Below are 22,466 nucleotides of genomic sequence, written 5' to 3' on the forward strand. Positions count from 1 at the left end.
CTATAAAGATTATAAAGTTACGGCTTCTCCTCCTGCAGCTTCGATAGCCGCTTTTGCAGTAGCAGTAAATTTGTGAGCAGTTACTTTTAGTTTTGCTTTAAGCTCTCCTCTTCCTAAAATCTTTACTAAGCTATTTTTTGTTGCTAAACGATTGTCTACTAAAACAGCGAAATCAACTGTATCGGTTACCACTCCGTTATCAACTAATAACTGAAGTGTATCCAAATTGATACCTTGATATTCTACTCTGTTTATGTTTTTGAAACCAAACTTAGGTACACGTCTTTGTAAAGGCATTTGCCCTCCTTCGAAACCAATTTTCTTAGAATAACCAGAACGAGACTTAGCTCCTTTGTGTCCACGTGCAGCGGTACCACCTTTACCAGAACCTTCTCCTCTACCTAATCTTTTATTTTGGTTGTGTACTGAACCTTCAGCTGGCTGTAAGTTACTTAAATTCATAACTGTTATTGTTATTAGTTAGTTTCTTCAACAGAAACTAAGTGTTTAACTTTATTTACCATTCCAAGGATAGCAGGATTTGCATCGTGTGCAACAACTTGTCCTAGTCTTCTAAGACCTAAAGCTTCAAGAGTTCTCTTTTGAATAAGAGGACAATTGATTTGACTTTTAACTTGTTTTACTAATATTTTCGCCATAATTTCCTTGAATTAACCTTTGAATACTTTTTCTAAAGATACACCTCTTTGTTTTGCAACAGTGTGTGCACTTCTCATTTGTAATAAAGCATCAAAAGTAGCTTTAACAACATTGTGTGGGTTTGATGAACCTTGTGATTTTGATAATACATCGTGGATCCCTAAAGACTCCACAACGGCTCTCACAGAACCACCGGCAATTACTCCGGTACCGTGAGAAGCAGGCATCAAAAATACACGTGCTCCACCAAATTTACCTTTTTGCTCGTGAGGGATAGTGTGTCCAACCAATGGGATACGTACTAAGTTCTTTTTAGCATCTTCTACTGCTTTTGCAATAGCTTCAGACACATCCTTAGACTTTCCAAGACCATGACCTACTACACCGCTTTCGTCTCCTACTACTACAATAGCAGAAAAACCGAAAGCTCTACCACCTTTTGTAACTTTAGTAACACGATTAACACTTACCAAACGGTCTTTTAATTCAAGACCACTTGGTTTTACTAGTTCTACGTTTTTATAATTATGATACATAATTCTTAGAATTTAAGTCCAGCTTCTCTAGCGCCGTCTGCCAATGATTTAACTCTTCCGTGATATAAATAACCACCTCTGTCAAAAGAAACAATCTCTACACCTGCATTTTTACCTCTTTCAGCAATTAACTTACCTACAGCAGCAGCAATTTCGATTTTTGTTCCCGTTGCACCAGCTTCTCTTGAAGAAGCGGCAGCTAGTGTCACACCATTTACGTCATCTATGATTTGCGCATAGATTTCTTTATTCGATCTAAAAACAGAAAGTCTTGGTTTCGCAGCAGTTCCGCTTACAATCTTTCTGATTCTGAACTTGATTCTTTGTCTTCTTTCAGATTTTGTTAATGACATAGTCTTAATTTTTAAGCTGATTTACCTGCTTTTCTTCTTAATACTTCACCTACAAACTTCACACCTTTTCCTTTGTAAGGTTCCGGCTTACGGAAAGAACGGATTTTAGCCGCTACTTGCCCTAAAAGTTGTTTATCATGTGAAGCTAACTTAATGATTGGGTTTTTACCTTTCTCAGAAACTGTTTCAACTTTTACTTCTGAAACAACTTCAAGAACGATGTTGTGCGAAAAACCTAAAGCGACATCCAATTTTTGACCTTGGTTAGAAGCTCTGTATCCTACTCCAACTAATTCTAATTCTTTAGTAAAACCTTCCGCTACACCAACAATCATGTTATTGATTAAAGCTCTGTATAAACCGTGTTTTGATCTTTGATCTTTAGCATCAGAAGATCTTTCTACGATTACTTGTCCTTCCTCAATTTTAACAGACACATCTGAAAACTCTTGAGAAAGTTCTCCTAATTTTCCTTTTACTGTAACTACAGCATCTTTAACCTCTACAGTTACTCCAGCTGGAATTGCAATTGGACTTTTTCCTATTCTTGACATTGCTTAGTCTTTTTATTAGTATACGTAACAAATAACTTCACCACCAACATTCAATTGTTTCGCTTGTTTCCCAGTCATAAGACCTTTAGATGTAGAAACGATAGCGATACCTAAACCATTCAAGATTCTAGGTAGTTTGGCAGCACCTGCGTACTTACGTAAACCTGGTTTACTAATTCTTTGGATATCTTTAATTACAGCCTCTTTAGTCTCTTTGTCGTACTTAAGAGCAATTTTGATAGTACCTTGAACAGTACTGTCTTCAAATTTGTAACTTAAAATATATCCTTGATCGAATAAAATTTTTGTGATTTCTTTTTTCATGTTAGAAGCCGGGATTTCCACAACTTTGTGGTTTGCTCTTACGGCATTTCTGATTCTTGTTAAGAAATCTGCGATAGGATCTGTATACATGTTTATTAATTTGCGATTATGGTTTTCGGTAAATTTTCATTTACCGAACCTTTAATCAATTTATAATTCTTTTATATTACCAGCTAGCTTTTCTAACCCCTGGGATCAATCCATTGTTAGCCATTTCACGGAAAGTTACACGTGAAATACCGAATTGACGCATATACCCTCTTGGTCTTCCTGTTAATTTACAACGGTTGTGTAGACGTACAGGAGAAGCATTTTTTGGTAATTTTTGTAGGCCTTCATAATCTCCAGCTTCTAATAAAGCCTTTCTTTTTTCAGCATACTTGTCTACCAAAGCTTGTCTTTTCACCTCGCGGGCTTTCATTGATTCTTTAGCCATAACTTAATTCTTTTTAAAAGGTAATCCTAATTGTGTTAACAATGACTTCGCTTCTTTGTCTGTCGACGCCGAAGTTACGAAAGTAATATCAAATCCGGCAATTTTGTTTACTTTATCAATATCAATTTCTGGGAAAATGATTTGTTCCAAAACACCTAAGTTGTAATTACCTCTACCATCGAATCCGGTTGCTTTGATACCGCCGAAATCTCTTACACGTGGTAATGCAGAAGTGATCAAACGATCAAGGAATTCATACATTCTTTCTCCACGTAAAGTTACTTTAGCACCAATTGGCATTCCTTTTCTTAATTTGAAAGAAGCAACGTCTTTTTTAGAAATGGTAGAAACTGCTTTCTGACCCGTAATTTTTGTTAGCTCCTCAACAGCATGATCTACTAATTTCTTATCTGATACAGCTGCTCCAACACCACGGCTTACAACGATTTTTTCAAGTTTAGGAACCATCATTACGTTTTTGTAACCGTATTCTTCTGTAAGAGCTGCGATAACGCGACTCTTATATTCTTCTTTTAGTCTAGGTATATAAGCCATCACTACAATACTTGATTAGATTTTTTAGAAATTCTCACTTTCTTATCTCCTTCAACTTTTACCCCAACTTTAGTCGCAGACTTAGTTTTAGGATCGATTAAAGCGATGTTAGAGATATGAATAGGAGCTTCTTTTTTAACGATACCACCTTGAGGGTTTTTAGCACTTGGTTTCGTATGTTTCGACACCATGTTAACACCTTCAATAATCGCTTTGTTTTTCTCGCGAAGTACACGTAAAACTTTACCTTCAGCACCTTTATGGTCACCGGCGATTACTTTTACGATATCTCCTGATTTTATTTTTAGCTTCATCATCTTTACAACGAATTAAAGCACTTCTGGTGCTAATGATACAATTTTCATGAATTGTTTTTCACGAAGTTCTCTGGCTACCGGACCAAAAACACGAGTACCTCTCATTTCACCAGCAGCATTTAACAATACGCAAGCGTTATCGTCAAATCTGATGTATGAACCATCGGCTCTTCGCACTTCTTTTTTGGTACGTACAACAACTGCAGTGGATACAGCACCTTTTTTCACGTTTCCGTTTGGTGTTGCGTCTTTGATAGACACTACAATTTTATCTCCAACAGAGGCATAACGACGTTTCGTTCCTCCTAAAACACGGATAGTTAAAACTTCTTTAGCTCCCGTGTTATCTGCTACTTTTAATCTAGATTCCTGTTGTACCATAATTATTTCGCTCTTTCAATGATTTCAACTAATCTCCAACATTTAGATTTACTTAACGGACGAGTCTCCATGATTCGAACAGTATCTCCAATGTTGCAATCGTTTGTTTCGTCGTGTGCAACGTATTTTTTCGTTTTTAACACGAACTTACCATATAATGGGTGTTTTACTTTTCTTGTTTCAGAAACAACAATAGATTTTTCCATTTTGTTACTAGTAACAACACCAATTCTTTCTTTTCTTAAATTTCTTTTTTCCATCTTTCAGCAGAATACAATTATTGTAACTCTCTTTTGCTTAACTCAGTCGCTACTCTAGCAATTGATCTTCTTACAACTCTTAATTGTAATGGATTTTCAATTGGAGAAATAGCGTGAGCTGTTTTTAGGTCGGCATATGTCTTCTTTAACTGACTAAGTTGTCCTTGTAACTCAGCTGCAGATAGATTTTTAATTTCTGATTGTTTCATAATAAAAATTGATTATGCTTCGAAATCTCTAGCAACGATAAACTTAGTTTTAACAGGAAGTTTTTGTGCAGCAAGACGTAAAGCCTCTTTTGCAACAGAAAGAGGAACTCCTCCAACTTCAAACATAATTCTTCCAGGTTTCACAACTGCAGCCCAATATTCAACTGCACCTTTACCTTTACCCATACGTACTTCAAGAGGTTTCTTGGTGATAGGTTTGTCTGGGAAAATTTTAATCCACAACTGACCTTCTCTTTTCATGTAACGCGTTGCAGCAATACGAGCTGCTTCGATTTGACGAGAAGTAATGAAAGTTGAATCTAAAGATTTAATACCAAACATTCCATTAGAAAGTTCATGTCCTCTTTGAGAAATGCCTTTCATTTTACCCTTCTGTACCTTACGGTATTTTGTTCTTTTAGGCTGTAACATTTTTCTTTAGTTTAAAAATTACTTTCTTTTGCGTTGGTTTGGTCTACCATTTCCTTTTGCAGGAGAAGATCCTGAAGGTTTAGACTGTTTTTTGTCCATACCTACTAACGGAGAAAGATCTCTCTTACCGTAAACTTCACCTTTCATGATCCACACTTTGATTCCCATTCTACCGTAAGTAGTATGTGCTTCAGCAAGTGAGTAATCGATGTCAGCTCTGAAAGTTGATAGAGGAATACGTCCTTCTTTGAACATTTCTGAACGTGCCATTTCAGCACCGTTCAAACGACCAGAGATCATAACTTTGATACCTTCAGCGTTCATACGCATAGCAGCAGCAATAGCCATTTTGATAGCACGTCTGTACGAAATACGACTTTCGATCTGACGCGCGATACTTGTACCTACTAAGTAAGCGTCAAGTTCTGGTCTTTTAATTTCAAAGATGTTGATTTGAACCTCTTTGTCTGTAATTTTCTTAAGTTCTTCTTTTAACTTGTCTACCTCTTGTCCACCTTTTCCGATAATGATACCAGGTCTAGCAGTAGTGATAGTAACGGTTACAAGTTTTAAAGTTCTCTCGATGATTACTTTTGATACACTAGCTTTTGATAAACGAGCATGTATATACTTTCTGATTTTGTGGTCTTCGGCAAGTTTATCACCGTAGTCATTTCCACCATACCAGTTAGAATCCCATCCTCTGATGATACCAAGGCGATTTCCGATTGGATTTGTCTTTTGTCCCATCTTTATTAATTGCTTTGTGTGTTATTAATATCTCCAATCACGATTGTAACGTGGTTAGAACGTTTTCTGATTCTGTGCGCGCGACCTTGTGGAGCTGGACGAAGTCTTTTCAACATCATACCACCATCAACACGGATCTCTTTTACAAATAAGCCAGCTTCTTCCATATTAGCGTCTGCGTTTTTAGCTTGCCAGTTAGCGATAGCTGATAACAACAGTTTCTCTAATTTACGAGAAGCTTCTTTTGAACTAAATCTTAATATATTAAGAGCTTTTTCTACCTTCTGACCTCTAACTAAATCTGCCACTAAGCGCATTTTTCTAGGTGAAGTAGGGCAGTTATTTAGCTTAGCAAATGCGATTTGCTTATTAGCTTCTTTAATCTGCTCGGCTCTTTCTCTTTTACGAACTCCCATAGCTTCTTATTATTTTTTACCTTTATTTTTAGCTCCAGCATGACCTCTAAAAGATCTTGTTGGCGAAAACTCTCCTAATTTATGACCTACCATGTTTTCTGTTACGTAAACAGGTACAAATTGACGACCGTTGTGAACTGCGATAGTTTGTCCAACAAAATCCGGAGTAATCATAGAAGCTCTAGACCAAGTCTTTACTACTCCTTTATTACCTTTTTCGATATTTTCCTGAACTTTTTTATCTAATTTATAGTGTACAAAAGGTCCTTTTTTTAATGAACGTGCCATGTCTTACTTATTATTTCTTTCTACGTTCTACGATATACTTATTACTCGGGTTAACTTTAGAACGAGTTCTATAACCTTTAGCAGGTAAACCTTTTCTTGAACGTGGATGTCCTCCAGAAGAACGTCCTTCTCCACCACCCATTGGGTGATCTACTGGGTTCATAGCTACCGGTCTAGTTCTCGGTCTTCTACCTAACCATCTTGATCTACCAGCTTTACCAGAAACGATCAATTGGTGGTCTGAGTTAGATACTGCTCCAATTGTTGCAGAACAAGTTAACAAGATTAATCTTGTTTCTCCTGAAGGCATTTTGATTGTCGCATATTTACCGTCTCTCGCCATTAACTGAGCAAAAGTACCAGCCGAACGAGCGATAACCGCACCTTGTCCTGGTCTTAACTCAATACAAGAAATAACAGTTCCTAGAGGAATTTTGCTTAAAGGCAAAGTATTACCAATTTCTGGAGCCGCTTCAGGACCAGAAACTACAGTTTGTCCTACTTGTAAACCATTTTGAGCGATGATATACGTTTTAGCACCATCTGCATAGTACAATAACGAAATAAACGCTGAACGATTCGGATCATACTCGATTGTCTTAACTGTTGCAGGAATTCCTACTTTAGTTCTTTTGAAATCGATGATACGATACTTTTGTTTGTGACCACCACCTGTGTAGCGCATGGTCATCTTTCCTTGACTATTTCTACCTCCAGAGTTTTTTTTCGGTGCGATCAAAGAACGCTCCGGCTTATCAGTTGTAATAGTGTCAAAGCTATTCACAACTCTAAAACGCTGACCCGGGGTAATAGGTTTTAATTTTCTAACTGACATTTTCTATTAGATATTATTATAAAAATCTATTGTTTCTCCTTCTTGTACTTGAACTACTGCTTTTTTGTAAGCATTAGTCTTTCCACTGATTAAACCACTCTTAGTGTATTTAACCGTTCTATCAGCTCTGTAATTCATTGTATTTACAGCAACCACATTCACTCCATAAGCCGCTTCAACAGCATTTTTGATTTGAATTTTGTTCGCTTTTTTATCAACAACGAAACCAAAGCGGTTGAAAACTTCTCCGTCTTTGGTAATTTTTTCAGTAATGATAGGTTTAATTATGATACTCATAGCCCTATTATTTGCTTAAATTTTCTTCAATTCCTTCTAATGAACCTTCTAAAAGCACTAAACTATTTGCATTTAAAATAGCATAAGTACTTAATTCTGAAGTAGTTACAACAGTAGAAGCCTTTAAATTGCGTGACGACAAATATACATTTTTATTTGATTCACCCAACACAAATAAAGATTTTTTGTTTTCTAACCCTAAAGCTTTCAATACGTTAATGAAATTTTTAGTGTTTGGTGTTTCAAAAGTAAAGTCTTCAAGAACTACTAAATTTGACTCACTTGCTTTAATTGAGAAAGCCGATTTACGTGCTAATCTCTTTAAAGTTTTGTTCAATTTAAAAGAGTAGCTTCTTTGTCTAGGACCGAAAACTGTACCTCCACCTTTGAACAAAGGAGACTTAACACTTCCCGCACGAGCAGTACCAGTTCCTTTTTGTTTTTTAACCTTACGAGTACTTCCGGTTACTTCAGCTCTTTCTTTAGCTTTGTGAGTACCTTGTCTTTGATTTGCTAAATATTGTTTAACATCAAGATATACCGCATGGTTATTAGGCTCAATTGCGAATACAGAGTCAGCAAGTTGTACTTTACGACCTGTATCTTTTCCGTTGATATCTAATACTTTTACTTCCATTACTTTTGAATGATTACGTAAGAGTTTTTGTGTCCAGGAATAGCTCCTTTAACTAAAAGTAAGTTCTTTTCAGCAACTACTTTTAAAACTCTAAGGTTTTGAACTGTTACATTTTCTCCTCCTGTTCTTCCAGCCATACGCATTCCTTTGAATACTCTAGATGGATAAGATGATGCTCCAACAGAACCTGGTGCTCTCAAACGGTTGTGCTGACCATGTGTAGCTTGTCCAACACCACCAAAACCGTGACGTTTAACAACCCCTTGGAAACCTTTACCTTTTGAAACGCCTACCACGTCCACAAACTCACCTTCGTTGAACACATCAACAGTGATCACATCACCTAATTTGTGCTCCGTTACAAAATCCTGGAATTCAACGACTTTCTTTTTCGCAACAGTTCCCGCTTTTTTAAAGTGACCTAGCTCAGCTTTAGTAGCGTGTTTTTCTGTTTTGTCATCGAAACCAAGTTGTAACGCTTCATACCCGTCAACCTCATTGGTTCTGACTTGGGTAACAACGCATGGACCAGCTTCGATAACTGTACAAGGAATATTTTTCCCGTTCTCGTCGAAGATACTAGTCATGCCGATTTTTCTACCAATTAACCCAGACATATAAAACTAATTATTAATTACTTATTGAATATTTTTATTTTTAGAGTGCGCAAAAGTAAGCATTAAGTTTTAAATAAAAAAACTTAATGCTTAAATACTTTAAAATGCGAGTTTTATCACACTTTGATTTCTACCTCAACTCCGCTTGGTAACTCTAATTTCATTAGAGCGTCAATTGTTTTAGAAGATGAAGAATAGATATCTAATAATCTTTTGTATGAACTAACTTCGAATTGCTCTCTTGATTTTTTGTTTACGTGTGGAGAACGTAACACAGTGAAAATCTTTTTGTGCGTAGGCAACGGAATTGGACCAGTTACCACAGCTCCTGTACTTTTTACAGTTTTTACGATTTTCTCAGCAGATTTATCTACTAAGTTGTGATCGTAAGACTTTAATTTTATTCTGATTTTTTGACTCATTTTCCTAAAAATTAAGCGTTACCTTTTGCTTTTTTGATTACATCATCAGAGATGTTGCTTGGTGTCTCAGCATAGTGTGAGAATTCCATTGTAGATGTTGCTCTACCAGAAGATAATGTTCTTAATGTAGTAACATATCCGAACATTTCAGAAAGTGGCACACTAGCTTTAACAACTTTAGCACCATTTCTATCGTCCATGTTGTTGATCTGACCTCTACGACGGTTCAAATCCCCAACGATGTCACCCATGTTTTCTTCCGGAGTCAATACCTCTAACTTCATGATTGGCTCAAGGATTACAGCACCTGCCGCTTTAGCAGACTCTTTATATCCCATTTTAGCAGCCAATTCGAATGAAAGCGCATCGGAATCCACAGGGTGGAAAGATCCATCCAATAAAGTAACTTTTAAACTATCTACTTCATATCCAGCTAAAGGACCCGACTTCATAGCCTCTCTAAATCCTTTTTCAACAGCAGGGATATATTCTTTAGGAACGTTACCACCTTTAACTTCGTTAACGAATTGTAATCCTACAGGCACTTTTCCATCAACTTCATCAGCAGGCTCGATTCTAAATACGATATCACCGAATTTACCACGTCCACCAGATTGTTTTTTATACGTTTCTCTGTGTTGTGCAGATCTTGTAAACGCCTCTTTGTACTCAACTTGTGGCTCACCTTGGTTTACCTCAACTTTAAACTCACGACGCATACGATCTACAATGATATCTAAGTGAAGCTCACCCATACCAGAGATAATCGTTTGTCCTGAAGCATGGTCAGTTCTAACTGTAAACGTTGGATCCTCTTCAGCCAATTTCGCTAAAGCCATACCCATTTTATCAACGTCAGCTTTAGTTTTTGGCTCAACAGCGATACCAATTACCGGATCAGGGAATACCATAGACTCTAATACAATCGGATGTTTCTCATCAGATAATGTATCTCCAGTCTTGATATCTTTAAATCCTACAGCAGCTCCGATATCTCCAGCCTCAATATATTCGATTGGATTTTGTTTGTTCGCGTGCATTTGGTAAATACGAGAGATACGCTCTTTGTTACCAGAACGGTTGTTCAATACGTAAGAACCCGCATCTAAACGTCCAGAGTAAGCTCTAAAGAATGCCAAACGACCTACATAAGGGTCAGTAGCAATTTTAAATGCTAAAGCAGCAAATGGCTCACTTACGGATGGTTTACGAGAGATCGGCTCGTCAGTATCAGGATTTGTACCTTCGATAGCCTCTTTATCCAATGGAGAAGGCAAGAATTTACAAACTGAATCCAACATAAACTGAACTCCTTTATTTTTGAATGAAGAACCACACAACATTGGGATAATCGCCATGTCGATAGTTGCTCTTCTTAATGCATTGTTGATTTCTTCCTCAGTAATAGAGCTTTCATCTTCCATGAATTTCTCTAAAAGGTTTTCGTCATACGCAGCCACTTCCTCGATTAACTGAGCTCTGTATTGTTTCGCATCAGCAACCATATCTTCCGGAATTGGAACGATATCAAAAGTAGCTCCCTGAGTATCATCATGCCAAACAATAGCCTGGTTTTTGATCAAGTCTACTACTCCTCTAAAATCTGCTTCATCACCGATTGGCAATACCAATGGCACTGCATTCGATTTCAACATATCTTTTACTTGTTGACAAACTGCTAAGAAGTTTGAACCTTGACGGTCCATCTTGTTAACAAATCCCATACGTGGAACTTTATAGTTATCAGCAAGTCTCCAGTTTGTTTCAGACTGAGGCTCAACTCCGTCTACTGCAGAGAATAAGAATACCAATCCGTCCAATACACGTAGGGAACGGTTTACCTCTACTGTAAAGTCAACGTGACCCGGGGTATCGATAATGTTAAAGTGGTAATCTTTAGTATCAGCAATAGCTTTACCTTGCTCAGTTGGGAAATTCCAGGTACAAGTTGTAGCTGCAGAAGTAATTGTAATACCTCTTTCCGCTTCTTGCTCCATCCAGTCCATTGTTGCAGCACCTTCGTGTACTTCACCAATTTTGTGTGTTTTCCCGGTATAAAATAAAATACGCTCTGTTGTTGTAGTTTTACCCGCATCAATGTGAGCAGCAATCCCGATATTTCTAGTATATTTTAAATCTCTAGCCATTTCTAATGTTTCTTATGAATTAAAATCTAAAGTGAGAGAATGCTTTGTTCGCTTCCGCCATTTTGTGAGTATCCATTCTTTTCTTAACAGCAGCACCTTCTTCTTTTGCAGCAGCTAAGATTTCAGAAGCAAGTTTCCCTGCCATAGATTTCTCATTTCTTTTTCTAGCGTAAAGAATCATCCATTTCATCGCCATAGAGATTTTTCTGTCCGGACGAATCTGCATTGGGATTTGGAAAGTAGCTCCTCCTACACGACGAGAACGAACTTCAACGTGAGGCATAACATTAGTTAATGCATCTTTCCAGATTTCCAAAGAGGATTTTTCTGCATCTTGCTTTTTAGTCTCAACGATCTCTAAAGCATCATAGAATACTTTGAAAGCAGTCGATTTTTTACCATCCCACATTAAGTTATTCACAAAACGCGTTACTAACTGGTCGTTAAATTTCGGATCTGGTAAAAGAGGTCTTTTTTTGGCCTGTCTTTTTCTCATGTCTTTTCTTTAAAAGTTTTTAAAAATTACTTTTTGTCTTTAGGGCGTTTAGCACCATACTTAGATCTTCTTTGAGTTCTACCGTTAACTCCGGCAGTATCCAAAGCACCACGAACGATGTGGTATCTAACTCCTGGTAAATCTTTTACCCTTCCACCTCTAACTAATACTATCGAGTGCTCTTGTAGATTGTGTCCTTCTCCTGGGATGTAAGCATTCACTTCATTACCATTTGTCAAACGTACACGCGCAACTTTACGCATTGCAGAGTTTGGTTTCTTTGGTGTAGTAGTGTAAACACGCGTACAAACCCCTCTTCTTTGAGGACAAGAATCTAAAGCAGCCGATTTACTCTTCTTAGTTATCTGGGCTCTCCCTGTTCTTACTAATTGTTGAATTGTTGGCATAATGTTTAATAAAATTTCTAACGTTATTAAATTCCCGCTTTTTACGGGGTTGCAAATGTAGAAATTATTTTCAACAAATCAAATCATAAATCATTAATTTTCAACCACATTAATCAACAAATAACTTCTGCATACTTTTTTGTAAATTTTGCGTTATTTTTACCAAAACAATTTAGTCTTTGAAAAAGCTATTTTTACTTACCCTTTTCCTGCTACTTTCGCTATCGGGAAAGACCCAGAACCTCTATTTAAAAATCGAAGGCAACTCCGCTACACAAAGCATGTTGATCGATAGTATCGGTTACCAATCAAAACACAGCAACATCAAATCAATCCTCGACGAGAGCCACAATTTCTCCAATACACTTGTAAAGATTGGCTACCTCGAAAATAGTTTGCTGAATCAAAAAAAAGTAAACGACAGCACATTTCTTTTCCGGTACGAGCTGGGCAAAAAAACCAATCGCATCCATATATATACCAAAAATAATACTGCGGCCGTTCGCGATTTACTCAACTTAAATAAGGACACACTTATCATTCCACTGTCCGGAGTGGAAGATTTTATGAACACATCCATCCACCTACTTGAAAAAAAAGGATATTCTTTGAGCAGCATCCAACTGATCAACCATAAAAAACACCAAAACACCTTATATGCCGAATTAAAAATCGACACCGAAAAAAAACGCATTCTGGACGATATCATCATTGCTGGTTATCCAAAATTCCCGGAAGGCATCCGCAGAAACATCGTCCGTCAAAACCGAAAACGCATCTTTAACCAAGACAACCTCAAACAGATCCACAGCAACTTTAACGCGTTGCCTTTCGTCAATCAAATCAAATATCCGGAAATCCTATTTACCACCGATAGCACCAAAGTATATGTATATCTAGAAAAAGCGCGACCGAATCGCTTTGATGGGTTTGTTGGTTTTTCCAACGACGATAGCGGCTCCGTAAAGTTTAACGGTTACCTCGACCTGCTTTTAAACAATATCTTAAATGCCGGGGAAAAATTCAACTTGTACTGGAAAAACGACGGAAAAGAACAAACCACCTTTACTATAGGTGCCGAAATCCCCTACCTGTTTAAAAGTCCACTAGGAATAAAGGGAAGCCTGAAAATCTTTAAACAGGACAGCACGTTTCAGAACACCTCATCCGACATCAATCTGGGATATTACTTTAATTATAACTCCAAAGTATTTTTGGGTTATCAGGAAACCGAGTCGGTCGACATTCAAAAAGCCAACTCCAACAGTCTTAGCAATTACAACAACTCTTTCGTAACCGGAACCTACGAATATGCGCAATACAATCCGGAAGACTTTCTGTTTCCGGAAAAAACCAGCCTTTTCCTCAGAGCCGGAATCGGTAGCCGAAAAACAAAAGCCGAAAACAACGACCAGTATTACGCCCAACTCAACGCTTCTCATAACATCTACCTCAACAGGCGTAACATTTTCAATATCCGCAACCAAACCTTCTATCTCCAAAGTGATCATTATATAATTAATGAACTGTTTCGCTTTGGCGGTATCAATTCGATACGTGGTTTTAACGAAAATAGTTTACAAGCGAGTTTGTATTCCAGTTTACTTATCGAATACCGTTACGTACTTGCCTCCAATATTTATGTTCATTCTATAACTGATTTTGCTTATTTTGAAGATAAAATCACAAACCTTAAAGATAATTTGCTTGGATTGGGCTTTGGCTTCGGATTATTAACAAAGACAGGACTTTTTAACATAATTTATGCCAATGGAAGCGCGAAAAATAACGAAATACAGCTTTCCAACTCAATAATTCACATTAGCTTTAAAACAAAATTTTAGCATTTTTTTTACACTTTCCTTGGTTTGTTGTGATTTTTTTAAGAAATTTGATTGCATAACCGTAATCAAAAACCAAAATGAGAGTAAAAATCAAATCCTTTTTAACACTTTTTTTAGTGTTACTGGTGCAAAATCTGATTGCACAGGAAAGAATCGTTTCCGGGAAAGTGACCGATACAAATGGTTTACCTTTACCCGGTGTTAGCGTAGTTGAAAAAGGAACTACCAATGGATCCCAAACCGATTTTGACGGTAATTACAAGGTTAAAGTTAGCCCTAGCGCTACACTGGTATATACTTTTATTGGTATGAAAACCCAGGAGTTACGGGCGAATGCAACAGTACTAAATGTAAAACTGGAAGAAGAAGCCCGAGTACTGGAAGGTGTTGTTGTAACCGCTTTAGGTATTACACGAGACAAAAAATCACTGGGATATGCCTCTCAGAAACTCGAAGGAGAAGCGGTAAACTCCTCTCCTACAGTAAACTTCGTCAACAATTTAGCCGGTAAAGTAGCCGGATTGGATGTAAAAATCAACTCAAACTTTGGTGGTTCGACCAATATCGTACTTCGTGGTGCCAAATCCATCACAGGAAATAACCAGGCCTTAATCGTAGTCGACGGTATTCCGATTAGCAATGCCAACCTAAACAGTAAGGACGCTGTAAACGGTCGTGATGGTTATGATTTTGGTAATGCGGCAGCAGATATTGACCCGAACAACATCGAATCGATTAACGTATTAAAAGGTGCGGCTGCGACAGCGCTATACGGAAGTTTAGCTCAACAGGGCGCCATCATGATCACTACTAAAAAAGGAAAGAAAAACTCCGAAATCGGAATTTCAACCAGCTCTACCGTATCGGTGGGGTATTATGACAAATCTACTTTTCCAAAATATCAAACCGAATACGGACAGGGATATGCCGGAGAAGATAGTATTTACAGTGCCGATGTAAATGGCGACGGTATTCCGGATCTGGTAGCATCTACAGGAGACGATGCTTCCTATGGAAATGCTTTTAATCCGTCGTTAATGGTTTACCAATGGGATGCCTTTGTACCGGGAAATCCGAATTACGGAAAAGCGACACCTTGGGTAGCCGCTGCCAATAATCCGGGAACGTTTTTCCAGAACTCTACTTCCTATGTAAACAACGTTTCCTTAAATGGTGGTAACAGCGACAGTGCTTTTAACCTGAGCTATACCAACAATTCCGAAACCGGAATTATGCCCAATAGTAAACTGGTAAAAAATACGATCAGCGGTAACTATACCCGTGACCTGAACGACAAAATCAAAGTGAATTCGTTTATGACCTTTACGCATCAAAGTGTAACCGGTAGAAATAGCGTTGGATATGGCGACAATATCCTGACCGGTTTTAGACAATGGTGGCCGGTGAATGTCGACATGCAAGCTTTAAAAAGTGAATATTTCAGAACAAGAAGCAACGTAAGCTGGAACCAGATCGACCCTACTAACGGCGATTTACGTCCAAATTTCTGGAACAACCCGTACTTCGATCGTTACGAAAACTATACCAGCGACAACCGTAAACGTTTGCTAACCGGAGCCAGTATTAGTTTTGACATCACGAAAAACTTCAACCTGTTAGGTCGTGTGGGTATTGATTATTCCTACGACAAACAAGAGCTGCGTAAAGCAATTGGCAGTCACGCCGAGGAATTCGGAATCACACAATCGACCAATCAGGCAACCGAATCGTCCGGATATGTAATGTACACCCGCGACTTCCTGCAACAAAACTACGACATCATTGGTACGTATGATTTTAACCTGGGTTCTGATGTTTCGGCTAAGGTTATCGGAGGTTTTAACTTTATCCGCGCCGATGTGTATTCGTTCGAAGGTGCTACAGCAGGTGGATTGTTAGTACCGGGCATCTACAGCCTTTCTAACTCAAAAGTATTTATTCCGCCGGTGGAATCGACTATTCCATACGAAAAAGCAGGTGTTTATGCACAAGCCAATATCGACTATAAAAAAATGGTTTATCTGGAAGGATCTTTCCGCCATGACGAATCGACGGCTTTACCAAAATCAAGCCGCGGTTACGACTACTACTCTGCCGGAACCAGTATTATTGTTTCTGAAATGCTAAAAGCCGACTGGTTGTCGTTTGCCAAATTGCGTTTAAACTACGCTCGTGTAGGTAACGACCCGGTATACGGCCGATTGGGAGCCAAACAAAATAACGGATCCATCAACAACAATCCTATTTTTGGAAACAGTGATCAGTTAATCGAATTCGAAAAACTAAGACCGGAAATCACCCATTCGTGGGAATTAGGATTGGAAGCTTCTATCTTTAAAAACCGTTTAAGCGTGGATGCTTCCGTTTATAAAACGAATACAAAAGATCAGATTTTCTTTGTACCACAATCGCCATCCACACAATATATCTCCAAACAGATTAATGCCGGGGAACTGGAAAACAAAGGAATCGAGGTTGCCTTAAGTGCAACACCAATCAAAACCACCGATTTTTCATGGCAAATCAATGTAAACTGGTCGAAAAACGTAAACAAACTGCTATCGCTGGATTCCGGAAGAACCAACCTGTTACTAACCACATTCCAGCGTACTTCGTTAAACGCAACCGTTGGAGAACCCTACGGAACCATCCGCGGAACCGATTATGTATATGATGCCAACGGAAATCCGGTTGTAGGCGACGACGGACTTTACCTTACAAACGCGGATCAGGTGTTAGGAAATATCCAACCGGACTGGATTGGTGGTGTATCCAATAAAGTTACGTACAAAAACCTTTCCCTTAGCTTCTTGATCAACGTACGACAAGGCGGTAGCATTTTCTCACTTGATCAAGCCTACGGACAGGAAACCGGACTATATCCGGAAACAGCAGGACTTAACGACCTGGGCAATCCGATACGAAGCCCGTTGAGTCAGGGTGGTGGTATTATCCTACCGGGGGTAAAAGAAGACGGAACGCCCAATGACATACGTGTTGATGCGACTGCTTCGGCCAATGTATTTGGAGGTGACTCCAATCCGGAAAAAGCCTTTGTATACGACGCTTCTTTCGTAAAACTAAGAGAAGTTGCCTTAAACTACACCATGCCATCGAAATTACTGGGCCATTCGTTTATAAAAGGAGTCTCCTTTAGTCTAATCGGGAACAACTTGTGGATTATACAAAAACACACCCCTTATGCAGATCCTGAAGCAGGTTCGTCCGGCGGTAACATTCAGGGATATCAAAGTGGTGTAATGCCATCGATTAGAGTGTATTCTTTCAATGTAAAATTAAATTTCTAAAAGATGAAAAAGTTATTAATCCCTATAATCGCAATCGCATCATTCTTTTTCACAGGATGTGTTAATGATGACGACAATTTTAACGACGATACCAGTAAGACCTATGCCGCTTCGGCCGAAGCTTTATTGGCAAACTCTCAGAAAGAGCTAACCGATCAGTTAACCACGCCCAGCGTCAACCTGAATGTATTCCGTTACTTTACCCAATATTGGGCCGCGACCTTATACCGAGCTGAATCCCGTTACAACTTAACCAGCCGAAGAATTCCGGACAACCACTGGCGGATATTATACACCCGTGTTTTAGGAAACCTGAAAACGGCAAAAGAAGTAGTCGATGCCGAGGCCAAACCGGAAAATATTGCACAGGCAGACTGGGACAAAATACAGCAAAACAAATCGGCTATCATCGAGATCCTAAACATTTACACCTATCAGGTACTCGTTGATTCCTTTGGTGATATTCCGTATTCGGAAGCACTACAACCGGTTGATATTGTTTTACCCAAATACGATGACGATCAGACCATTTATCCGGATCTGCTAAACCGTTTAAATGCCGCTATTGCCGAACTGGACGACAGTCATGCTTCCTTTTCAAGTGGTGATCTGTTATACAACGGAAATGTTACCAAATGGAAATTATTTGCCAATTCCTTAAAAATAAAACTAGCCATTAACTTATCGGATGTAAACAGTTCTCTGGCACAATCGTCTATCGAGAGCGCCTTTACTGCCGGCGTTATTACCACCAATACCAATAATGCTTTGGTACAATTCAACTCCTTTTCACCAAACTACAACCAGATTTTTGGAGAATTGGTAGCCAGCAACCGTAATGACTTTGTACCGACATCTGTTTTTGTAAATGAGTTAAACACACTTAATGATCCGAGAAGACCTATTTATTTTACTCCGATGGCAGACGGTAGTTATGTAGGTGGTGCTTACGGTTACACCAACACCCAGCCTTATGAAACGTCCTATTCGCATGTTGGGGATGAAATTAAAAAACCGGATGCCAAAGGAGTACTTTTTGATGCGGCCGAAGTTAATTTTTACCTGGCCGAAGCAGCTGCAAGAGGTTATAGCGTTGGCGGAACTCCCGACGTTTACTATACCGCAGCCGTAACCGCCTCATTAAACTATTGGAATGTGGCCGCATCGGATGTTGCTACCTATCTGACGCAACCTTCTGTAGCCTATGCCACAGCAACGGGAACCTGGAAAGAAAAAATAGGCAAACAGTCCTGGATCGCATTCTACAACAGAGGTTTTGAATCCTGGAATTCGTTCCGAAGACTTGATGCTCCGGGCTTAACCGCTCCTGCGAGTGCTTTCCCTGTTGCCGAAGGAAAAATTCCGGTTCGCCTCACCTATCCGGTAAATGAGCAAACCGTTAACGGAGCCAGCTATCAGGCAGCGAGTGCAGCCATAGGTGGCGATAAACTCACAACCAAAGTATTTTGGGATGTAAATTAGAAAATCTAGTTCTTTTTATTTGAGTTATTTAAAAACCATCACAGCATTTATGTGGTGGTTTTTTTATTTCCGATTGCCATCATTATTTTATTTAGTGCCATTTTCAACACATTCAGCTTCTTTATCCCCTACTTAAATACACACAAAAACTACTCATTTCTTCACAGAATACCCTGAAATTAGAAATAGTTCACTCATTCATCTTTTGTTCTTAACAAAACAATACAGGAATCAATAATTCCATTGCATCATATTATATTATTAATAGTAAAAACTACACCAAACCGTATTATCGTAAAAAAAATTACTCAGGATCTTGTTTTTTGGATACCCCCCATTAAGGCTATACCTTATATGGGAATCAAAAAAGTAGACCTATGAGAATAAAGTTTATGTTCTTGCTAACCGCTATATTAGCAACCCAGTATTTCTTTGCCCAAGAGCGAAATGTGAAAGGTCGGATTACCGATTCCGACAACCTGCCTATACCAGGTGTGAGTGTTATTGAGAAAGGCACAACAAACGGTATTCAGACCGACATGAACGGAGAATATACGATAAAAGTAAGCCCGACAGCCATTCTAACGATTTCTTTTTTGGGGATGAAAACAAAAGAAGTCAAAGCCGATATTACACCTTTGAATATCGTCCTGAAAGCAGAAGTCACCGAAATGGATACTATTGTTGTAACCGCATTAGGCATCAAAAGAGAAAAAAAAGCCGTTGGATATTCCGTCCAGGAGATTAAAGGCAACGTAATCAACCACGCCGGGCAAACCAATGCTCTGAGTGCATTATCCGGGAATATTGCCGGAATTCAGGTAACCGCCCCATCCACTATGGGCGGCTCTTCAAGAATCCTCATCCGAGGTATTGGTTCGGTTACACAAAATAATCGTCCACTCATTGTTATCGATGGTATTCCTATGGACAACTCTAATTATAACAGCGGCAACGCGCAAAGGGGCGGCGGCGGTAGGGATTACGGTGATGCAGCAGCCGATATCAATCCCGATGACATTGAATCGGTTTCCGTATTAAAAGGAGGTCCGGCAGCGGCCTTATACGGCTCACGAGCGGCAAATGGCGTAATCATGTATACGACAAAATCCGGGAAAAACGGAAAAACGGAACTTTCCATAAAAACAGGTTTAACGCTGGAAAATATTTATATCATGCCCAGATTACAAAGCCTATATGGCGGCGGTTCGTCCAGTATACTGCCAACCGCTACCATTAATGGTCAGTTATACAATCTTGCCGACTATAGTACCGACGAAAGCTGGGGACCTAAATATAATGCCAACCTCCACTATCTTCCCTGGAGTGCATTCGATCCTGAATATCCAAACGATTATCTGGTAACGAAACCTTGGGTAAGTCCGCGAAAAGACGTGCCTTCTTTTTTTAACACAGGCTATACAACGACCAATAATGTGGCCGTAAGTCATGCGACCAAAAGTGGTACTATCAGGATTTCGCTTTCCAACCAGTATACAACAGGTGTTGTGCCAAATTCAAAACTGGTAAAAAACACATTCGCAATAAACGGAAGCACCATGCTACACGAAAACCTCAGGGTTGATGGGACGCTTTCCTATACAAACACCAATGCCTTTAATAGACCTACTCAAGGATATGATGGCAATTCCGTTGCGCAGAAATTTTTCCAATGGGGGCAACGACAATTGGATTTTGACAACCTAAAAAATTACAAACTACCCAATGGTAAGCAACGTTCCTGGAACAGGACATCATGGTCGGATCCTACCCCTTTGTATTCTGACAATCCGTATTGGACGACTTATGAAAACACTTCCGAAGACCTAAGAAACCGTTATACCGGAAGTATTAAACTAAAATACAATTTCAACAAAAACCTCTATGCTGTTGGAAATATATATGGCGATCAATATAATTTCACCGTCCAGAATAAAACGGCAGTGTATTCACAGGCCTTGTCCGGATATTCACAGGCTATACGGCAGACCTCAGAGATGAATTACGAAGCAAGAGTGCATTTTGACAAACGCTGGGACAAATTCAGCCTCAATTCCTTTATTGGAATCAACCGTAGACATCATCAAAACAATGCACTATCAGGCAGCACTACCGGCGGACTGATCATTCCTAATCTATACAATCTTTCTAATTCTAAAAATCTTGCGACTGCTACTAATGCCAGTGCCCAAATGCGTGTCAACAGTGTATACGCAATGGTTTCGTTAGGTTATGCCAACATGCTCTATCTGGAAGTGACCAATAGGAAAGATTGGTTTTCGACGGTAACCCGACCGGCAAATTATCCATCGGTAACCAGTAGTTTTATATTTTCAGAATTATTACGGAATGTTTCATGGTTATCCTACGGAAAGATCAGAGGTGGCTGGGCACAAGTGAGTAACGGAGCTTCCCCCTATTCGCTTGCGAATTACTACGAAATCAGCCGACCTTTTCAATCAATTCCTTTCTATTACAATAATGAAACAGCAAACAATCCCGATTTAATTCCGGAAACAAAAATCGACAAGGAAATCGGCTTGGAAGTACAGCTATTCAAAAACCGGCTAGGTTTCGACCTCGCCCTCTATGAAAATGTCACCCAAGATCTTATCATACCGCTACAGGTTACAGCTGCAACCGGTTTTTATTCCCAATATGTAAATGCCGGCAAAATGCGCAACCGCGGTATTGAACTTTCGCTATCCATTACACCGATAAAGTATTCCAACTTCAGCTGGAATATCAAAGGTAACTTCTCAAAAAATGATAACAAACTCCTCTCTTTATATAAAGACACTAAATCAAGACAACTGGCAACTTCGATCACTCCCCGGGTTACCTTACTGGCTGTTGTTGGTGAAAAATATGGTCAAATATACGGGTACGATTATGCCTATAACGAAAAGGGACAGCGAATAATCAATGCCAACGGAACCTATAAAACAGGAGAACGAAAAGCATTAGGCTGTATTATTCCGGATTATAATATTGGTATTCGCAACACTTTCAATCATAAACAATGGAACTTGAGTTGCTTAATCGATATTCAAAAAGGAGGAAGTTATTTTTCAACAACCCATATGTATGGACATTATGCCGGTGTATTGGAAGAAACAGCCGCCAACGGAATTAGGGAAAACGGGATCGTACTCGACGGTGTTCTGGAAGATGGAAGCCCAAACACCAAAGTAATTCCAGCTTATCGATGGGCTCGGGCCCATTCCAATAGTGTTGATGCACAAAACGTTTTTGATGCCAGCTACATCAAACTAAGGGAAATTACTTTAGATTACAATTTACCTAAAAAAGCTATCGGAAAAAAAATAAGTCAGGTGACTTTTTCAGCCTTTACGCGAAATATTTTCGCCTGGGGATTAGGTTGGAAGGGAATGGATCCCGAAAACACAAGTTACGGAAGCGGTAACATACAAGGGTTGGAAGGAGGCTCACTTCCTTCAACCAGAACATACGGAATGACTGTAACAATTAAAATCTGATTC

At 39.0% G+C, this 22,466-nt stretch carries 28 protein-coding genes; 4 read left to right on the plus strand and 24 right to left on the minus strand.

The annotated features are described in order from the left end of the window. Positions 1-9: 9 nt before the first annotated feature. From rplO to rpsL, 24 genes are all read right to left on the minus strand, one after another. Positions 10-462: a 50S ribosomal protein L15 gene (gene rplO / locus AAFN64_RS12595; RefSeq protein ID WP_136403062.1), complete on the minus strand. Its 453-nt coding sequence runs from the start codon at positions 460-462 to the stop codon at positions 10-12. 14 nt (positions 463-476) lie between these two features. Beyond that, positions 477-659 (minus strand): 50S ribosomal protein L30, encoded by a 183-nt coding sequence (rpmD, locus tag AAFN64_RS12600; protein ID WP_347760683.1) that lies wholly within the window; start codon positions 657-659, stop codon positions 477-479. Between the two features lie 12 nt (positions 660-671). Then, complete coding sequence (gene rpsE, locus AAFN64_RS12605; RefSeq protein WP_347760684.1) at positions 672-1,196, minus strand: 30S ribosomal protein S5; 525 nt, start codon at positions 1,194-1,196, stop codon at positions 672-674. Positions 1,197-1,201: 5 nt separating this feature from the next. After that, a complete protein-coding gene (gene rplR / locus AAFN64_RS12610; protein ID WP_347760685.1) occupies positions 1,202-1,549 on the minus strand; it encodes a 50S ribosomal protein L18 in 348 nt (115 codons plus the stop codon). 11 nt (positions 1,550-1,560) lie between these two features. Next, complete coding sequence (gene rplF / locus AAFN64_RS12615) at positions 1,561-2,103, minus strand: 50S ribosomal protein L6 (RefSeq protein WP_347760686.1); 543 nt, start codon at positions 2,101-2,103, stop codon at positions 1,561-1,563. 15 nt (positions 2,104-2,118) lie between these two features. Then, positions 2,119-2,517: a 30S ribosomal protein S8 gene (gene rpsH, locus AAFN64_RS12620; protein WP_136403057.1), complete on the minus strand. Its 399-nt coding sequence runs from the start codon at positions 2,515-2,517 to the stop codon at positions 2,119-2,121. 76 nt (positions 2,518-2,593) lie between these two features. Continuing rightward, positions 2,594-2,863, minus strand: coding sequence for a 30S ribosomal protein S14 (gene rpsN, locus AAFN64_RS12625; protein WP_177732466.1), 270 nt, complete (start codon positions 2,861-2,863; stop codon positions 2,594-2,596). A 3-nt stretch (positions 2,864-2,866) separates the two neighbouring features. Beyond that, positions 2,867-3,418: a 50S ribosomal protein L5 gene (gene rplE, locus AAFN64_RS12630; RefSeq protein ID WP_300492176.1), complete on the minus strand. Its 552-nt coding sequence runs from the start codon at positions 3,416-3,418 to the stop codon at positions 2,867-2,869. Between the two features lie 2 nt (positions 3,419-3,420). Beyond that, the gene (gene rplX / locus AAFN64_RS12635) at positions 3,421-3,735 is read right to left on the minus strand and encodes a 50S ribosomal protein L24 (RefSeq protein ID WP_136403054.1); all 315 of its coding nucleotides are present in this window, start codon (positions 3,733-3,735) and stop codon (positions 3,421-3,423) included. Between the two features lie 12 nt (positions 3,736-3,747). Next, positions 3,748-4,116, minus strand: coding sequence for a 50S ribosomal protein L14 (gene rplN / locus AAFN64_RS12640; protein WP_007803649.1), 369 nt, complete (start codon positions 4,114-4,116; stop codon positions 3,748-3,750). Positions 4,117-4,118: 2 nt separating this feature from the next. Further along, the gene (rpsQ, locus tag AAFN64_RS12645; protein WP_136403053.1) at positions 4,119-4,376 is read right to left on the minus strand and encodes a 30S ribosomal protein S17; all 258 of its coding nucleotides are present in this window, start codon (positions 4,374-4,376) and stop codon (positions 4,119-4,121) included. 17 nt (positions 4,377-4,393) lie between these two features. Next, positions 4,394-4,585, minus strand: coding sequence for a 50S ribosomal protein L29 (rpmC, locus tag AAFN64_RS12650; RefSeq protein ID WP_347760687.1), 192 nt, complete (start codon positions 4,583-4,585; stop codon positions 4,394-4,396). A 12-nt stretch (positions 4,586-4,597) separates the two neighbouring features. Continuing rightward, positions 4,598-5,017, minus strand: coding sequence for a 50S ribosomal protein L16 (rplP, locus tag AAFN64_RS12655; protein WP_136403051.1), 420 nt, complete (start codon positions 5,015-5,017; stop codon positions 4,598-4,600). An 18-nt stretch (positions 5,018-5,035) separates the two neighbouring features. Then, complete coding sequence (rpsC, locus tag AAFN64_RS12660; protein ID WP_136403050.1) at positions 5,036-5,767, minus strand: 30S ribosomal protein S3; 732 nt, start codon at positions 5,765-5,767, stop codon at positions 5,036-5,038. Positions 5,768-5,772: 5 nt separating this feature from the next. Then, a complete protein-coding gene (gene rplV / locus AAFN64_RS12665; RefSeq protein ID WP_136403049.1) occupies positions 5,773-6,183 on the minus strand; it encodes a 50S ribosomal protein L22 in 411 nt (136 codons plus the stop codon). A 9-nt stretch (positions 6,184-6,192) separates the two neighbouring features. Then, the gene (gene rpsS / locus AAFN64_RS12670) at positions 6,193-6,471 is read right to left on the minus strand and encodes a 30S ribosomal protein S19 (protein WP_014085019.1); all 279 of its coding nucleotides are present in this window, start codon (positions 6,469-6,471) and stop codon (positions 6,193-6,195) included. 10 nt (positions 6,472-6,481) lie between these two features. Next, the gene (rplB, locus tag AAFN64_RS12675) at positions 6,482-7,306 is read right to left on the minus strand and encodes a 50S ribosomal protein L2 (RefSeq protein ID WP_347760688.1); all 825 of its coding nucleotides are present in this window, start codon (positions 7,304-7,306) and stop codon (positions 6,482-6,484) included. 6 nt (positions 7,307-7,312) lie between these two features. Next, positions 7,313-7,603, minus strand: a complete 291-nt coding sequence (gene rplW, locus AAFN64_RS12680) for a 50S ribosomal protein L23 (RefSeq protein WP_136403047.1) — start codon at positions 7,601-7,603, stop codon at positions 7,313-7,315. Positions 7,604-7,610: 7 nt separating this feature from the next. Then, a complete protein-coding gene (gene rplD / locus AAFN64_RS12685) occupies positions 7,611-8,240 on the minus strand; it encodes a 50S ribosomal protein L4 (RefSeq protein ID WP_136403046.1) in 630 nt (209 codons plus the stop codon). After that, the gene (gene rplC, locus AAFN64_RS12690; RefSeq protein ID WP_347068221.1) at positions 8,240-8,857 is read right to left on the minus strand and encodes a 50S ribosomal protein L3; all 618 of its coding nucleotides are present in this window, start codon (positions 8,855-8,857) and stop codon (positions 8,240-8,242) included. Before rplC ends, rplD begins: the two co-directional genes overlap by 1 nt. 116 nt (positions 8,858-8,973) lie before the next feature. Next, a complete protein-coding gene (gene rpsJ, locus AAFN64_RS12695; RefSeq protein WP_136403044.1) occupies positions 8,974-9,279 on the minus strand; it encodes a 30S ribosomal protein S10 in 306 nt (101 codons plus the stop codon). An 11-nt stretch (positions 9,280-9,290) separates the two neighbouring features. Next, the gene (fusA, locus tag AAFN64_RS12700; RefSeq protein ID WP_347760689.1) at positions 9,291-11,426 is read right to left on the minus strand and encodes an elongation factor G; all 2,136 of its coding nucleotides are present in this window, start codon (positions 11,424-11,426) and stop codon (positions 9,291-9,293) included. A gap of 19 nt (positions 11,427-11,445) precedes the next feature. Beyond that, a complete protein-coding gene (gene rpsG / locus AAFN64_RS12705; RefSeq protein ID WP_136403042.1) occupies positions 11,446-11,922 on the minus strand; it encodes a 30S ribosomal protein S7 in 477 nt (158 codons plus the stop codon). 26 nt (positions 11,923-11,948) lie between these two features. Further along, positions 11,949-12,329, minus strand: a complete 381-nt coding sequence (rpsL, locus tag AAFN64_RS12710) for a 30S ribosomal protein S12 (RefSeq protein WP_114757561.1) — start codon at positions 12,327-12,329, stop codon at positions 11,949-11,951. Between the two features lie 179 nt (positions 12,330-12,508). Here rpsL and AAFN64_RS12715 point away from each other — a divergent pair, with 179 nt between their 5' ends. The 4 genes from AAFN64_RS12715 (at position 12,509) to AAFN64_RS12730 (ending at position 22,463) form a co-directional block, all read left to right on the plus strand. Further along, the gene (locus AAFN64_RS12715) at positions 12,509-14,173 is read left to right on the plus strand and encodes a hypothetical protein (protein WP_347760690.1); all 1,665 of its coding nucleotides are present in this window, start codon (positions 12,509-12,511) and stop codon (positions 14,171-14,173) included. A gap of 77 nt (positions 14,174-14,250) precedes the next feature. After that, a complete protein-coding gene (locus tag AAFN64_RS12720) occupies positions 14,251-17,481 on the plus strand; it encodes a SusC/RagA family TonB-linked outer membrane protein (RefSeq protein ID WP_347760691.1) in 3,231 nt (1,076 codons plus the stop codon). A 3-nt stretch (positions 17,482-17,484) separates the two neighbouring features. Next, positions 17,485-18,963 (plus strand): SusD/RagB family nutrient-binding outer membrane lipoprotein, encoded by a 1,479-nt coding sequence (locus tag AAFN64_RS12725; protein ID WP_300485426.1) that lies wholly within the window; start codon positions 17,485-17,487, stop codon positions 18,961-18,963. 377 nt (positions 18,964-19,340) lie between these two features. Further along, positions 19,341-22,463, plus strand: coding sequence for a SusC/RagA family TonB-linked outer membrane protein (locus AAFN64_RS12730; RefSeq protein WP_347760692.1), 3,123 nt, complete (start codon positions 19,341-19,343; stop codon positions 22,461-22,463). Positions 22,464-22,466 lie beyond the last annotated feature (3 nt).

It is taken from the genome of Flavobacterium sp. CAU 1735 (genome assembly GCF_039888695.1).
Classification (GTDB): Bacteria; Bacteroidota; Bacteroidia; order Flavobacteriales; family Flavobacteriaceae; genus Flavobacterium.

What these genes read in the sequence shown, in the direction of transcription:
- rplO (WP_136403062.1), bottom strand. Translation starts at nt 462, where the DNA reads ATGAATTTAAGTAACTTACAGCCAGCTGAAGGTTCAGTACACAACCAA.
- rpmD (WP_347760683.1), bottom strand. Translation starts at nt 659, where the DNA reads ATGGCGAAAATATTAGTAAAACAAGTTAAAAGTCAAATCAATTGTCCT.
- rpsE (WP_347760684.1), bottom strand. Translation starts at nt 1,196, where the DNA reads ATGTATCATAATTATAAAAACGTAGAACTAGTAAAACCAAGTGGTCTT.
- rplR (WP_347760685.1), bottom strand. Translation starts at nt 1,549, where the DNA reads ATGTCATTAACAAAATCTGAAAGAAGACAAAGAATCAAGTTCAGAATC.
- rplF (WP_347760686.1), bottom strand. Translation starts at nt 2,103, where the DNA reads ATGTCAAGAATAGGAAAAAGTCCAATTGCAATTCCAGCTGGAGTAACT.
- rpsH (WP_136403057.1), bottom strand. Translation starts at nt 2,517, where the DNA reads ATGTATACAGATCCTATCGCAGATTTCTTAACAAGAATCAGAAATGCC.
- rpsN (WP_177732466.1), bottom strand. Translation starts at nt 2,863, where the DNA reads ATGGCTAAAGAATCAATGAAAGCCCGCGAGGTGAAAAGACAAGCTTTG.
- rplE (WP_300492176.1), bottom strand. Translation starts at nt 3,418, where the DNA reads ATGGCTTATATACCTAGACTAAAAGAAGAATATAAGAGTCGCGTTATC.
- rplX (WP_136403054.1), bottom strand. Translation starts at nt 3,735, where the DNA reads ATGATGAAGCTAAAAATAAAATCAGGAGATATCGTAAAAGTAATCGCC.
- rplN (WP_007803649.1), bottom strand. Translation starts at nt 4,116, where the DNA reads ATGGTACAACAGGAATCTAGATTAAAAGTAGCAGATAACACGGGAGCT.
- rpsQ (WP_136403053.1), bottom strand. Translation starts at nt 4,376, where the DNA reads ATGGAAAAAAGAAATTTAAGAAAAGAAAGAATTGGTGTTGTTACTAGT.
- rpmC (WP_347760687.1), bottom strand. Translation starts at nt 4,585, where the DNA reads ATGAAACAATCAGAAATTAAAAATCTATCTGCAGCTGAGTTACAAGGA.
- rplP (WP_136403051.1), bottom strand. Translation starts at nt 5,017, where the DNA reads ATGTTACAGCCTAAAAGAACAAAATACCGTAAGGTACAGAAGGGTAAA.
- rpsC (WP_136403050.1), bottom strand. Translation starts at nt 5,767, where the DNA reads ATGGGACAAAAGACAAATCCAATCGGAAATCGCCTTGGTATCATCAGA.
- rplV (WP_136403049.1), bottom strand. Translation starts at nt 6,183, where the DNA reads ATGGGAGTTCGTAAAAGAGAAAGAGCCGAGCAGATTAAAGAAGCTAAT.
- rpsS (WP_014085019.1), bottom strand. Translation starts at nt 6,471, where the DNA reads ATGGCACGTTCATTAAAAAAAGGACCTTTTGTACACTATAAATTAGAT.
- rplB (WP_347760688.1), bottom strand. Translation starts at nt 7,306, where the DNA reads ATGTCAGTTAGAAAATTAAAACCTATTACCCCGGGTCAGCGTTTTAGA.
- rplW (WP_136403047.1), bottom strand. Translation starts at nt 7,603, where the DNA reads ATGAGTATCATAATTAAACCTATCATTACTGAAAAAATTACCAAAGAC.
- rplD (WP_136403046.1), bottom strand. Translation starts at nt 8,240, where the DNA reads ATGGAAGTAAAAGTATTAGATATCAACGGAAAAGATACAGGTCGTAAA.
- rplC (WP_347068221.1), bottom strand. Translation starts at nt 8,857, where the DNA reads ATGTCTGGGTTAATTGGTAGAAAAATCGGCATGACTAGTATCTTCGAC.
- rpsJ (WP_136403044.1), bottom strand. Translation starts at nt 9,279, where the DNA reads ATGAGTCAAAAAATCAGAATAAAATTAAAGTCTTACGATCACAACTTA.
- fusA (WP_347760689.1), bottom strand. Translation starts at nt 11,426, where the DNA reads ATGGCTAGAGATTTAAAATATACTAGAAATATCGGGATTGCTGCTCAC.
- rpsG (WP_136403042.1), bottom strand. Translation starts at nt 11,922, where the DNA reads ATGAGAAAAAGACAGGCCAAAAAAAGACCTCTTTTACCAGATCCGAAA.
- rpsL (WP_114757561.1), bottom strand. Translation starts at nt 12,329, where the DNA reads ATGCCAACAATTCAACAATTAGTAAGAACAGGGAGAGCCCAGATAACT.
- AAFN64_RS12720 (WP_347760691.1), top strand. Translation starts at nt 14,251, where the DNA reads ATGAGAGTAAAAATCAAATCCTTTTTAACACTTTTTTTAGTGTTACTG.
- AAFN64_RS12725 (WP_300485426.1), top strand. Translation starts at nt 17,485, where the DNA reads ATGAAAAAGTTATTAATCCCTATAATCGCAATCGCATCATTCTTTTTC.
- AAFN64_RS12730 (WP_347760692.1), top strand. Translation starts at nt 19,341, where the DNA reads ATGAGAATAAAGTTTATGTTCTTGCTAACCGCTATATTAGCAACCCAG.